The following is a 12,347-nucleotide window of genomic DNA, read 5'->3' as shown; positions in this document are numbered from 1 at the left end:
TGGTGCCGACGCGGACGCGTCAGCGTCCGGGACCGGCGTCCTGGCGACGGGTGACGTGCAGACTGCCGAGCAGAGCGAGGGCCTCGGCGCTCGGGCTCCCCGGCTCGGCGTGGTAGATCACCAGCTGCTGGCCCGTCGCTCCCCGGACGTCGAAGCTCTGGAAGGTCAGGTGGAGGCGCCCGACATCGGGGTGGAGAAGCTCCTTGCTCGCGCGGGTCTTCCCCTGAACAGCATGCGAGGACCACAGGGTGGCGAACTCGTCGCTCTCTTCGATCAGGCGACGGACCGTCTCGTGGAGACGCCGGTACTGCGGGTTGAGGCCCGTGGCATGCCTCAGCTCCGCGACCACCGCCTCGGCCGCCCGCGCCCAGTGGGCGAAGAAGCTGGGAGCGGCGGGGTCCAGAAAGGTCATGCGAGCCAGGTTGTCCATCGTCACGAACGGCGAGAAGAGCGCCGTCGCCATGGCGTTGGCCGCCAGGACGTCCGTGGCGGGGTTGAGGACGAATGCCGCGGCGTTCGGGTACCCGTCCAGCAGCTGACGCATCCCGGGGCTGATCGACTCCCGGGGCACCCCGCGTCTCCCCGGTGGGACGGTTCCCGCGAGCCGGAACAGGTGCCCACGAGCATCGTCGTCCAGCATCAGCGCTCCGCTGATCGCCTCGAGGATCTGCGGGGACGGGCTGCGCTCACGGCCCTGCTCCAGGCGGGCGTAGTAGTCGCTGTTCATCCCCGCCAGCACAGCCACTTCCTCACGCCGTAGCCCTGCGACCCGGCGGGCGCCGTACGAAGCCAGCCCGACATCGTCGGGTCGCACCCGGCCGCGGTGCGCCCTGAGGAAGTCGCCGAGATCGTTGCGTCCGCCCATGCGCGCAGGATAGACCCGGGCCCCGCCCTCGTACCTGGGTGTGCCGTACCCCGGCGCAGGCCGCCCTGGCCCTCGCCCCGACGTCCGTCCAGGCTGGGTTGCTGAAGGAGACCGACGAGACGAGAGGAAGACATCGTGCCGAAGCAGCCGGACCCGCCGCAGGAGACCCGATCCGCACCAGGGATCGAGGCGATGGACGTCACCGGGATGTGGGTGACCGCCGACGGGCACATCCGTCAGGAGCTGCGAGCCGACGGTCGCTACGACGAAGCCCGCGGGACGAGGCGTAGCGCCTACACCGGCAGCTACACCGTCACCGGCTCCCACATCGACTACGCCGACGACACCGGCTTCACTGCCACCGGGGACATCCGCGACGGAGTGCTCTTCCACGAGCACCTCGTGCTCTACCGGGAGGGACGCCCCGGGTCTGAGAGCTGACGGGTGGACCCGTCGCCCGGGGTGACGATCGGCCGCCGGGGGTCGTGGGCCAGGAGCCGCGCAGCGTGGCCGCACCACCTCCCTCGGCCGTCCCCCACGGACGATGTCGGTCCGGTGGTCGGGTCAGGTGTCGGGTCCCGGCTCCTGGACCGGTCCGGAGATGACGGCGTGCACCGCCAGGCGGAGTGTCTCGGTCTCGGTCTGGACCTGCAGCGCGTCGGCGGGCAGGGCGCGTTCTGTCATCAGGCCGTTGAGGACGGTCATGAGGAACCGCGCGCGCTGCGCGATATCGCCAGCGGGTATCGCGCCCTCCTCGGCGAGAGCCGCCAGCCAACGCTCGACGCGCTGGCGGCCCAGGCGTTCCAGGGCGAAGTAGGTCGCGGCTTCGTCGTCGGTGGGAGGGGAGGCGATGTATGCGTCGTACAGCGCCGCCCAGTGCTGGCGTGCGCTGTCTCCGGCGCCCACCTGTGCCAGGAGTAGCTGCATCCCCGCGAGGAGACGTCCGCTCGGCGTCCTCGTGCGGTCGTCGATCGGGTCGTCGGGGATGTCGACCTCGTAGAGCCCGGCGATCACGGTATCGATGAGCGCTCGCTGCGTCGGGAAGAAGTGCCGTAGCGAGCCGGTGCTCACCTGAGCGCGAGCGGCGACCGCCCGGACGCTCAAGCGGGCGGTCGGGTTCTCCCCGAGCATCGTCGCCGCGGCGATCAGGATCTTGTCCCGCGTTCCTGGTTCCTCGGTGCGCGCACTCATGTCCGTCCCTCTCGCCTGGATTGAGTATCACAGTGTGATAGCGTCCACTCCAACATCTCTATTACAGCGTACTAGAACGAGAGGGGGCGAGCGAATGCTCGACGGAGCGCGGAACCGCCTCGCTGCACGGCGCGTGCGTCCTGGAACCGGGCAGCCGCTGCCGCACTTCCGCTGGTGGCAGCTGGTCGGCAGGTCCCTGCGCACACTGACGCTGCCCGCGCCCGGGGGTGCGGCCTCCACCTACGCCGTCGACGTCCGCCGAGCCGGCGACGCTTCCGACGGCGCGGTCCGTGCGCGTCTCTACCGCGACGGCGTACAGCTCGCCGTCTCGACGCTGCCGGCGCGGTTCGTGGTGCCGGGCGGCCGCATCGAGGTCGCCGTCGGCACCTTCGGGCTCCGACGCTGCCACTACGTACCCGCGGGCGGTGGCGAGGTGCCGTTGATCCCCCACCCCGCCTCGGCCGAGGGGCGCCGCGCACGTCTGCACCACGAGCGTCCTCGCCTGAGCCGGGTCGTCGGCCTCGCCTCGGCCCTGCTCGTCCTCGCCGGGGTGTGCGTAGCCGTCCCGCAGATCATCCAGGAGATCTCCCAGGTCCCTCTCGTCGCCGACTCGATCGGCACGTTCACCTCGCCCATCCGCCTTCCCCCGACGGGCAACGTGCTCGTCGGGATCGCCGCGGTCATCGGTAGCACCGAACGCGCCCTCCGGATGCGCTCGAACTGGCTCGACGACCTCGCCGGCTGACCCCACCAGGAGAACCGTGCCCAACGCCACCCAGAACCCTCCCCTCCAGCTCGAGGGACCGACCCGTCCATCCGGTGTGCCGGCCGACGTCGAGTACCACCGCGTGTACGCGGGCGACGCACGCCGCATCCCGCGCGGCCTGCTGGCCATCGTGCTGCTGCTCGCCGGACTCGTCGGCTTCGCCCAGCTGTTCCTGTTCGGCGCGTCCCTCATCGACACGCACCTGATGGGAGGCGCGGGGTCCACCCCGCTCCAGCATGCCGCAGGCACTCTCTCCCTCGCGGTGCTGATCCCCTACTCCATGCTGCTGCAACGCTGGCTCTACGGACTGCCCGCCCGCTCACTGCACTCCGTGGTCGGACGCTTCCGGTACGGGCTCGTGGCCCGAACGCTCTTGGTCTTCGGTCCGCTGCTGCTCGTCGCGGTCTCCGTCAGCTCCCTGCTGGAGCCCGGCGAGCAGATCCCGTGGGCGATCGCGGACCTCGTGGCGTACTTCGTGATCGGCATGCTGCTGACGCCGCTGGCGGCCGCCGGCGAGGAGTACGGGCTCCGTGGCCTGGTGTTTCGCGTCGTCGGGGGGTGGACCCGCGGCGCCCGCTCGGGTGCGGTGCTCGGCGTCGTCGTCACGACCGTCCTCTTCGCACTCGCCCACGGTTCGCTCGACCCCTACATCCTCACCTCCTACCTCGTGCTGTTCGGGTCGATGGCCGTCATCACGTGGCGCACCGGTGGGCTCGAGGTCGCCGTCACACTCCACGCGCTCTACAACGTCGTGGGCCTGGTGCTGGCCACCACCCTGCACACCGATGTCAGTGGGGCACTCAGCGGCCGGGCGGAGACCGCCGGCTCGATCACGTATCTCATCCCGAGCGCCGCACTGGTCGTCATCACCACCATCATCTGGCGGACGACGCGCGGCACCGGCCCCGCTCGCACACCCGCACGATGAGCCGACGACGCATGGTCCCGAGGGGTTGCTGTCCGGCGGGAGTGAGTGTACAGTCACTCACATGGCGCGCACCGTGACCTCAACCTCTCAGTCCCGGCGGGCCGCTCTGGTGGACAGTGCCATTCGTACGTTCGCTCGCACGGGCTACCTGGGGACTCCCACCACGGCCCTCGCGCAGGACGCGGGCATCTCCCCGGCGTACGTCTTCAAGCTCTTCCCGAACAAGACGGCCTTGTTCGTGGCAGCCCTCGACCGGTGCTTCGATCTGGTGGAGGCAGCACTGGAGGAAGGTGCGAGCGCCTCTGCGTCCGTCAAACCTGCCGATGTGCTGGAGGCCATGGGGGGTGCCTACGCCCGACTGATCGCAGACCGCGATCTCCTCCTGCTCCAGGTGCACGCCCTGAGTGCGTCCGACGTCCCCGAGATCCACGCATCGATGACGAGGGGGGTCGCTCGCATCACGTCTTTTGCGCAGTCCCGATCGCGGGGCTCGGATGCGCAGGTCCAGCGATTCGTCGCGGTGGGCCAGCTGTGCCACCTGCTCACGATGTTGGGCATCCCTGACCTCGACCAGTCGTGGGCGAGGGCGCTCAGTCGCGGTATCCGCCACCCCTCGCCCGCGGCGCCCCTGACACGGGAGGAGGTCGAGGACGATGGCCCGCCGTAGTGGCGCACCGTCGTGGTCGCGCTCGTCGTGGCCCTTCCGATGACGTACGCAGTCCTCGTCGTCATCGACCGATGTCCGGCCCGCAGATCGGCGGGCCGATTTTTTCGGCCGAACAAGTGACTGACCATTCACTCACCCCGAAGGAGTCCTCATGAACAGTTCCCTGCATGTCGTCCTTGGTGCCGGCCCGGCCGGCACCACCCTCGCGCGAGCGCTGGTGACCCGAGGTCATCGTGTCCGAGTGGTCGACCGCAGCGCCGTCGAGGCACCCGCCGGCGCGGAACTGCGTCGAGCCGACCTCACGGATCCAGAGCAGGCGCTCCGGGCCACCGAAGGAGCGAGCGTCCTCTACCACTGCGTCAACGTCTCCTATCACCTGCAGGTGGAGGTGATGCCGCGGATCGCGCGCAGCGTGGTCGGCGCAGCCTCGCACCACGGCTCCCGGCTCGTGGTGCTGGACACGCTGTACCCCTACGGTGAGGCCGACGGGGAGGCGATCACCGAGAGCACGCCTTGGGCAGCCACCAGCCGGAAGGGCCGCATGCGCGCGGACCTCGACCGCTTCTACCTCCGTCGGCACGAAGCAGGTGACGCCTGGGTCGCCCTGGGTCGCTCCGCCGACTTCTTCGGTCCGGGCGTCGTCAACTCCACCCTCGGCGGTGCGTTCTTCCCCGGGGCGCTGACCGACGAGCCGGTCCTCGCCCTTGGCGACACCTCCCTCCCGCACAGCTACTCCTTCGTCCCGGACGTCGCCGCTGGACTTGCCACCCTGGGCGGGGCCCGCGAGGAGGACGGCGGGCGGGTCTGGCACCTTCCTGCCGTCCCGGCGGTCACGACCGACGAGGTCCACCGGGAGGTCGGTCGTCTGGTCGGGCGCCCGTTGCGGGTGCACCGGCTCGAGGAGGCCCGTCCGTACGGACCGTTCGACGAGACGTTCATGGCCGAGTACGCCGAGATGTTCTACCAGCACCTGCTTCCGCAGAACATGGTGTCGACCGCGTTCGAGCAACGATTCGAGGCGCACCCGACGCCGCTGCTCGAAGCGCTCGAGAGCACGCTCGACTGGTACTCGACCCAGCTGAGCCAGGCGGTCGGTGAGCGCGCCCCGTCATGAGTGAGACCGGCCTCCGACCGACGTGTACGGCCGCCGCGCCGCCCGGCTGCTCCTGGGGCGCCGCGCGCGAGCCGACCACCCTACTGCTCCGACGTGCGACATGGCCGTCGGCGCCGTTCGACACCGAAGGGAGGTGACCCATGGACACCCGCACCGTGCGCTGGCTCTCGCTGGCCCCGCTCGCTCTGCTGGCGATCGTGCTGTTCCTGTGGTGGAGCTGATCCGCCGAGCGCGCCCAACAGACGTCTGACACACATCCGAAGGTGAGGTAAGCATGACCAGCCGACTCGAGCAGACCGCGTGGTGGACGACCTTGATCGTCCTCCTCGGAGCCGTCCTCTTCATGGTCGGGCTCTGGAACTGAGCCCGACCGCGCTCTAGGCGCCCAGACCGCTGAGCACCGCCGGCCCCGACATCCGGTCGGCGGTGCTCGGCACAAGAGCGCGCACGGTCCGGCGACCGTCCGGGCGCCCCAGGAGTGGCCCACGAGGGCCACCCGGGACAGGTGGACCCGGCCGGCGAGACCGCGCTCGTCGACGGCCCGTCCGCGGTGGTCGAGAATGGCGTGGAGGTCGGCGGGCCCGTCGGGAACTTCGGTTCGTCGAACCCGGCGGCTGCCCACCGGCCGACGTCGGAGCCGTCCATGGACCAGGCCCTGCCGCGCGAGAAGGAGGAGACGACGTGCGCGATCGCGCCACATCCCGGACCACGGCGCGTCGGTACCTGCCGGCGGTCCTCGTCCTGCTGCTCGGGGCAGGCTGCGGCGCCGTCGAGGACGGCCCCGACGACGGGTCGTCCGCCGCCGTGGCCGAGGAGCCACCGGCGGCGGTGGCCAGCCGCGAGGCCACCGAGCCTCCCGACTCCGCCGGTCCCGGCGATGAGGTGCCGACGGACCCGCAGGTGGCCCGGGCGCTGGAGGAGCTGGAGGCGCAGTTCGACGCCCGCCTCGGCGTCGTCGCCGTCGACACCGGGTCCGGGAAGCAGGTCGAGTACCGGGCCGACGAGCGCTTCGCCTACGCGTCCACGATCAAGGCGCCGCTGGCGGGGGTGGTGCTCGCCACGACCGACGACACGGAGCTCGACCAGGTCGTCACCTTCACCGAGGCGGACCTCGTCGCGTACTCGCCGGTGACGCAGGACCGCGTCGCGACGGGGATGACCCGCCGTGAGCTCGCCGAGGCCGCCGTCCGCTACAGCGACAACACCGCCGCCAACCTCCTGCTGCGGGATGTCGGCGGGCCCGCAGGCCTCCGATCGGCCCTTCAGGCCGTCGGTGACGACGTGACACGGCCTGCGCGCGACGAACCCTCCCTGAACGAGGCCGTCCCGGGGGACGTCCGCGACACGACCACCCCGCGTGCCATGGCCGCGACCCTGCGGGCCTTCGCCGTCGGGGCGGCGCTCGACACCGACGACCGAGACCTCTTCAACGACTGGCTCCTCGGCAACACGACCGGCGACGACCTGATCCGCGCCGGCACGCCCGCCGGCTGGGCCGTGGGCGACAAGACCGGGACCGGTGGGTTCGGCACCCGCAACGACATCGCGGTGGTCACCCCGCCTGGTCGCGCTCCCGTCGTGCTCGCGGTCTTCTCCGACAAGGGGCAGCCGGACGCCGACCCAGACGACCGACTCGTCGCCGCCGCGGCCCGTCAGGTGCTCGAGGCGTTCGAATGACCCGTCAGTCGGCGTCCGGCATCAGGACGTGGCTGACCAGTCGGCGTCGTCGGCCGGGGCCCGGCGCGAGCTCGAGCCGGGGCTCGATGACGGCGCGCAGATCGGCGATGAACTCGTCCATCTCCTCGTCGGTCAGGTGGGCGGCGTACTGCCGGTAGCCGACCCGGTCGCGCGCGAGATCCTGGTCCCCGCGCGCCAGGTAGCGGTCCAGGTCGCCGATCAGCCCGGCCACGAACACGGCGAAAGCCCGACGGTGCTCCTCGGTGGTCATCGTGGCCGCCTCGTCGGGACCGAGGCTGGCTCGGGCCGTTCGCAGGACCAGCGTGCGCTCGACGGCACCGCGCACCTTGCGCTCGTCGACGACCTCGAGCACGCCGGCCTCCAGCAGGGCGTTGACGTGGCGGTAGAGCGTGGCCGGCGGGACGTCGGCGAGATGCCTCCCCAGTGCTGCGGTCGTCAGCTCGCCGCGGCCGAGGAACGTCTGGACGACCCGCAGCCGCACCGGGTGCAGCAGAAGGCTCGACAGCGTCATGGTCACTCACCATTCTCAATCTTGACAACGTTTCCATCTATGAGAACAATCTAGGTCATGCCGACGATCAGCTCCACCCCGTCCGAGCTCTCCGTGTCCTTCAGCGTGTACGAGAAGGTCGCCGGGCTCGTGCGCGACATCAGCGTCCCGTGGGCCGCCGTCGCCGCCGTGTCCGTGGAGTCCGACGGCCTCCGCGCCGCACGAGGGATCCGCGCGCCGGGACTGGGCGTGCCCGGACTGCGCAAGGTCGGCACGTGGCGCCGTCGTGAAGGCGGTCGCATGCGTCGCACCGTCGTCTCGGTGCGGCGCGGTCAGCCGGCGCTGCGGATCGAGCTGCGTGGCGCCCGCTGGGACGAGCTCCTCCTCGGCCACGAGGGCGCCCGCACCGTCGCCGGTACGCTCGCGTCACGCCGGATGACGACCGAGTCCTCGCCGCCGACAGCCATCCGCGAGCACGACGTGCGCTTCACCTCCGAGGGGGCGACACTGGCGGGCACCGTCTGCCGTCCCGACAGTCCTGCGCGTGCGGCGGTGCTGCTGCTGCCGGGCTCCGGGCCGCTGGACCGTGAGGGCAGCCACCCACGGCTGCAGGTCGACGTCTCCCGCCAGCTTGCGCACGCCCTCGCGGACCGCGGCGTGGCCAGCCTGCGCTACGACAAGCGGGGTGTCGGCGACAGCCCCGGAGACTGGCGCGCTGCCGGCGTGTCGGACCTCGTGGCGGACGCACGTGCTGCCCGAGCCCTGCTGGCGTCACAACCAGGGGTCGACCCCGCTCGCGTCGTCGTCCTGGGCCACAGCGAGGGTGCCCTGCTCGCCGCCGCGGTCGCGGCGGGGGACACACAGCTGGCGGGCGTCGTGCTCCTCGCCGGTGCGGCACGTCCGGGTGAGGAGGTGCTCGTGCAGCAGGCCGAGAGGCTGCGAGACGGCCTTCCTGCCGTGCTGCGCGCCGTCATGCGCCTGCTGCGCATCGACCTCGTCGACAGGGTGCGGGGCAACCACCGCAGGCTCAAGGCCACGACGGCCGACGTCGCGCGTGTCAACGGGGCCCGGGTCAACGCCCGCTGGGTCCGCGAGTACATGGCCCATGACCCGGTCGAGGACATCCGCCGCATCACCGCCCCGGTCCTCGCGATCACCGGCGAGAAGGACCTCCAGGTCAGCAGCGACGACCTCGACGTGGTCCGGTCCACCGCTCCCGCCGAGGTCACCGTCCACCGCATCCCGGACCTGTCGCACACGCTGCGTCGCCAACCGGGCACGCCCTCCCTCCGGCTGTACCGCGAGGAAGTGCGACGCCCCGTCGATCCCGAGGTCGTCGGCATCGTCACCGAGTGGGTCGTCCGGCACACGGCGGCCTAGCGCCTCACCCGACGGCGGCCGCGCGGGCGGACGTCATCGGAGTCTGGAGCCGTCCCGGGCCCCCGGTGCAGCAGACCCCGCCCTCCGCCACCGGCCGGGGTGCGACGTCACGTCGTCGCATCCCGGTCGCGTCGTGTGCGGAGCTCGACGACGGGCAGGCGCAGGGCCCCGGGAGCCGTCTCGGGGACGAGCGGTCGGACCGGGCGCGTCGGGGTGACGGCGGTGTACGAGCCTCCGGGGGCCGGGCGCCGGTCGGGCTCCCCGCGGTTGGGCCAGAGCGCACAGGCGCGCTCGGCCATCGCCGTGATCGTCAGTGACGGGTTCACCCCGAGGTTGGCGGTGACGGCGGACCCGTCGAGGACGTGCAGGCCGTCGTGACCGTGCACCCGGTGGTAGGGGTCGATGACACCCGTGTCGGCCGACTCGCCGATCGTGCACCCGCCGAGGATGTGCGCGGTCATCGGGACGTCGAACGGATCGCCGATGCTTCCGGCGGGCACGCCGCCCATCCGTGCGGCCATCGCGCGGACGACGTCGTGCGCGACGGGGATCCACGCGGGGTTGGGCTCACCGGTCCCTTGGCGGGAGGACAGTCTCCTGCCCAGGAGACCGCGGCGGGTGAACGTGGTGAGCGAGTTGTCCCGGTTCTGCATCACCAGGGCGATGACGGTGCGTTGCGACCACCCGCGCAGGTCGAGCAGCGATGGCAGGTGCCTGCGCTGCCTCCACAGCTCTCCCAGCCAGCGGAGCCATCGGGCACGGTCCCCGGGGCGGCGTCGACCGTCGACCAGGACGGTCTGCAGCAGCCCCATCGCGTTGGATCCTCGCCCGTAGCGCACCGGCTCCACGTGTGTCTCGTCGTCCGGCGCGAACGCCGAGGTGATCGCGACGCCGCGGGTGTAGTCGGCCTCGTGCCGGTCCCGGGCGGGGAGGCCGGCCCCGAGCAGAGCCTCCGAGTTCGTCCGGGTGAGCTCGCCGAGGCGGTCCGACAGGTGGGGCAGCGTGCCGGCGTCGCGCATCGCGTGCAGCAGGCGTTGCGTGCCGAGGGTGCCGGCGGCGAGGACGACCTGCGGGGCGCGCAGGGTCCGGCGCCGTGACCACGGGCGGCCGGTGCGGTGGGTGCGGATCTCGTAGCCTCCGTCGGGGGACGGGACGACGGCGGTGGCCGTGGTGAGGGGATGCACCTGCGCGCCGCCCCGCTCCGCCAGGTAGAGGTAGTTCTTGACGAGGGTGTTCTTCGCGTTGTGCCGGCACCCGGTCATGCACTCGCCGCAGTGCAGGCAGGGGCTCCGGTCCGGGCCGATCCCGCCGAAGTACGGGTCCCGCGCCCCGGCGGCCGCCCCGGTCGCGTCGTCGTCCCCGAGATAGACCCCGACGCGTGCGGTGCGGCAGGTGGACTCGACGCCCATGCTCCGGGCGACGTCACGCATGACCTCATCAGCCGGCGTCGTGCGTCCGTAGTCGACGACGCCGAGCATGCGTTCGGCCTGGTCGTAGTGGGGCTGCAGCTCGGACTCCCAGTCGGTGATGCCGGACCAGGCCGGGTCCGACCAGAACCTGCCGACCGGGCGGTACAGCGTGTTGGCGTAGACCAGCGATCCGCCGCCGACGCCGGCACCCGCGAGGACGAGGACGTCACGGAGCCGGTGGATGCGCTGGATGCCGAAGCACCCGAACGCAGGTGCCCAGAGGAAGCGCCGCAGGTCCCACGACGTGCGGGGCAGCTCGTGGTCGGCGAACCGCCGACCCGCCTCGAGGACACCGACGCGGTAGCCCCGCTCGGTGAGCCGCAGCGCCGCCACGCTGCCGCCGAACCCGGATCCGATGACGAGGACGTCGTAGTCCTCGCCGACTGTGGTGCGCGCCATGCCCTGACGATACGACGGCGCTTTGCTCCATCCGGTCCTTGGCGGTTAGTCTGGTCGCCGCGGCATGGCGACGTGCGTCGTCACCGGCCGCGAGGAGACGTCGCATAGTCTGGTCTAGTGCGCCACCCTGCTAAGGTGGTAACGGGGCAACCCGTTCGCGGGTTCAAATCCCGCCGTCTCCGCCAGGAAGGCCTCGGAGCTCGACGCCCGGGGCCTTTTCTGTGGCCTCGTTCGCCATCCCGTGGCGTGGGTCACGAACGGCCGATCCGGTTTGGGGATCGGCGTGGAGGGCGGTAGAGTTCTCGTCGGCCGGTGCGAACGCATCGGACGTACTGCGCCCGTAGCTCAACGGATAGAGCATCTGACTACGGATCAGAAGGTTGGGGGTTCGAATCCCTCCGGGCGCGCAGCACACGCGGGGCCCACCAGATCATCTGGTGGGCCCCGTCGTCGTTTCCGGACCGTCCGCCGACCACGCCGGCGATCCAGCCTCCACCTTCCGCATGCCGGTGCCCCGGGTGCACGAGCGGGGGACCGGGTGCCTCTCCTGCGGAGACGTCCTGCCCGTCACGGCGTCGCGCGCCGGACGACGCCGTGCCTGACCGGCCCGATGCTGGACCGCAGCGGGAGTGCATGCTGTGGTGCTGTCCCACGCGCTCGAGGTCGGGGAGGCGATCGGCCTCACGATGTCGATCGTGGATCGCTCCTCGTCGTGGTCGGCGTGGTGATGATCTGGCGTGCGGGTCGGACCGACGAGTCCTGAGGTCGGGATCGCACGGCGCGACGAGAGCCCGTCCGGACGGACTCGGCCCCGCTGCCGGCTGTCGAGCTCCGTCCCGGTCGACCACCTGCCGTTCACGGTGCCGACACGGCGGAGCCGCCTGCGGAACACGTCGTCTCGCCGAGGTCAGCCGCTGGACCGCCGGTCGGAGAGCTGATCCGGGGTGCTCCAGCGGCAGGATTCCGGGCCTCTGCCAGGAGAGTGGCGCGCGCCACGTCGTCCGACGTTGACTCTCGGGGAGAGGCATCGGTAATGTTCTCTGACGTCAGCCCGACGGGCCGACGGACACCAGATGAACGAACCGCAGGGTTCGATTCGGTGGCCGGGCCGGAGCTGACGACCACCACCCTCCGGGACAGGTAGCATTGTGCGCCCTGAACCGGGTGGAGCGGGTCGCTTTTGTCAAAGCTGTATCCGATCGAAAAGATCGGGGCGGTTTGCAGAGAGAAAAGCGAAATGCTAAGTTAGAGGGGTTGCCCCGGACGGGGTCGGAACGGAAAGTTCCGGTCCTGGATGGTGTGTGTCGGTTGTTTGAGAACTCAACAGTGTGCTTGATAGTCAATGCCAAATTTTGAACCTTCATTGGTTCCTTTGGATCG

11 protein-coding genes and 2 tRNA genes are annotated in these 12,347 nt (G+C 71.1%); 9 read left to right on the top strand and 4 right to left on the bottom strand.

Features of this window, described 5'->3' with window-relative positions:
• Window positions 1–19: 19 nt before the first annotated feature.
• Entirely contained in the window at window positions 20–865 is an 846-nt protein-coding gene (locus tag Q6349_RS14200; protein WP_304604642.1) for a helix-turn-helix transcriptional regulator, read from the bottom strand.
• Window positions 866–1,000: 135 nt separating this feature from the next.
• Between Q6349_RS14200 and Q6349_RS14195 the strand changes: the two genes are divergently transcribed.
• Window positions 1,001–1,306, top strand: a complete 306-nt coding sequence (locus Q6349_RS14195) for an Atu4866 domain-containing protein (protein ID WP_304604641.1) — start codon at window positions 1,001–1,003, stop codon at window positions 1,304–1,306.
• 123 nt (window positions 1,307–1,429) lie between these two features.
• Here Q6349_RS14195 and Q6349_RS14190 read toward each other — a convergent pair whose 3' ends face one another.
• Window positions 1,430–2,056 carry a TetR/AcrR family transcriptional regulator gene (locus Q6349_RS14190; RefSeq protein ID WP_304604640.1) on the bottom strand — a complete coding sequence of 209 codons (627 nt, stop codon included), beginning with the start codon at window positions 2,054–2,056 and terminating at the stop codon, window positions 1,430–1,432.
• 133 nt (window positions 2,057–2,189) lie between these two features.
• Here Q6349_RS14190 and Q6349_RS14185 point away from each other — a divergent pair, with 133 nt between their 5' ends.
• The 5 genes from Q6349_RS14185 (at window position 2,190) to bla (ending at window position 7,208) form a co-directional block, all read left to right on the top strand.
• Entirely contained in the window at window positions 2,190–2,801 is a 612-nt protein-coding gene (locus tag Q6349_RS14185) for a hypothetical protein (RefSeq protein WP_304604639.1), read from the top strand.
• 16 nt (window positions 2,802–2,817) lie between these two features.
• Complete coding sequence (locus tag Q6349_RS14180) at window positions 2,818–3,750, top strand: CPBP family intramembrane glutamic endopeptidase (RefSeq protein WP_304604638.1); 933 nt, start codon at window positions 2,818–2,820, stop codon at window positions 3,748–3,750.
• A 61-nt stretch (window positions 3,751–3,811) separates the two neighbouring features.
• The gene (locus Q6349_RS14175; protein ID WP_304604637.1) at window positions 3,812–4,417 is read left to right on the top strand and encodes a TetR/AcrR family transcriptional regulator; all 606 of its coding nucleotides are present in this window, start codon (window positions 3,812–3,814) and stop codon (window positions 4,415–4,417) included.
• Window positions 4,418–4,568: 151 nt separating this feature from the next.
• Window positions 4,569–5,531, top strand: coding sequence for an NAD-dependent epimerase/dehydratase family protein (locus tag Q6349_RS14170; RefSeq protein WP_304604636.1), 963 nt, complete (start codon window positions 4,569–4,571; stop codon window positions 5,529–5,531).
• A 681-nt stretch (window positions 5,532–6,212) separates the two neighbouring features.
• Window positions 6,213–7,208, top strand: coding sequence for a class A beta-lactamase (bla, locus tag Q6349_RS14165; RefSeq protein ID WP_304604635.1), 996 nt, complete (start codon window positions 6,213–6,215; stop codon window positions 7,206–7,208).
• A gap of 4 nt (window positions 7,209–7,212) precedes the next feature.
• Here the strand turns inward: bla and Q6349_RS14160 are convergent, their stop codons facing one another.
• Entirely contained in the window at window positions 7,213–7,740 is a 528-nt protein-coding gene (locus tag Q6349_RS14160; protein WP_304604634.1) for a helix-turn-helix domain-containing protein, read from the bottom strand.
• 57 nt (window positions 7,741–7,797) lie between these two features.
• Between Q6349_RS14160 and Q6349_RS14155 the strand changes: the two genes are divergently transcribed.
• A complete protein-coding gene (locus Q6349_RS14155) occupies window positions 7,798–9,099 on the top strand; it encodes a S9 family peptidase (protein WP_304604633.1) in 1,302 nt (433 codons plus the stop codon).
• A 107-nt stretch (window positions 9,100–9,206) separates the two neighbouring features.
• Here the strand turns inward: Q6349_RS14155 and Q6349_RS14150 are convergent, their stop codons facing one another.
• Window positions 9,207–10,967, bottom strand: a complete 1,761-nt coding sequence (locus Q6349_RS14150) for a GMC oxidoreductase (protein ID WP_304604632.1) — start codon at window positions 10,965–10,967, stop codon at window positions 9,207–9,209.
• Between the two features lie 93 nt (window positions 10,968–11,060).
• Between Q6349_RS14150 and Q6349_RS14145 the strand changes: the two genes are divergently transcribed.
• Window positions 11,061–11,152 (top strand) — tRNA-Ser (locus tag Q6349_RS14145).
• Between the two features lie 149 nt (window positions 11,153–11,301).
• Window positions 11,302–11,374, top strand: a tRNA-Arg gene (locus tag Q6349_RS14140).
• Window positions 11,375–12,347: the final 973 nt, after the last annotated feature.

This window comes from Isoptericola sp. 178 (assembly GCF_030586525.1).
Lineage (GTDB): Bacteria > Actinomycetota > Actinomycetes > Actinomycetales > Cellulomonadaceae > Isoptericola > Isoptericola sediminis.
Note: the sequence above shows the minus strand (reverse complement) of the source record. Positions and strands in the feature narration are given on the sequence as shown.

What these genes read in the sequence shown, in the direction of transcription:
- Q6349_RS14150 (WP_304604632.1), bottom strand. Translation starts at nt 10,967, where the DNA reads ATGGCGCGCACCACAGTCGGCGAGGACTACGACGTCCTCGTCATCGGA.
- Q6349_RS14190 (WP_304604640.1), bottom strand. Translation starts at nt 2,056, where the DNA reads ATGAGTGCGCGCACCGAGGAACCAGGAACGCGGGACAAGATCCTGATC.
- Q6349_RS14170 (WP_304604636.1), top strand. Translation starts at nt 4,569, where the DNA reads ATGAACAGTTCCCTGCATGTCGTCCTTGGTGCCGGCCCGGCCGGCACC.
- Q6349_RS14155 (WP_304604633.1), top strand. Translation starts at nt 7,798, where the DNA reads ATGCCGACGATCAGCTCCACCCCGTCCGAGCTCTCCGTGTCCTTCAGC.
- Q6349_RS14175 (WP_304604637.1), top strand. Translation starts at nt 3,812, where the DNA reads ATGGCGCGCACCGTGACCTCAACCTCTCAGTCCCGGCGGGCCGCTCTG.
- Q6349_RS14200 (WP_304604642.1), bottom strand. Translation starts at nt 865, where the DNA reads ATGGGCGGACGCAACGATCTCGGCGACTTCCTCAGGGCGCACCGCGGC.
- Q6349_RS14160 (WP_304604634.1), bottom strand. Translation starts at nt 7,740, where the DNA reads ATGACGCTGTCGAGCCTTCTGCTGCACCCGGTGCGGCTGCGGGTCGTC.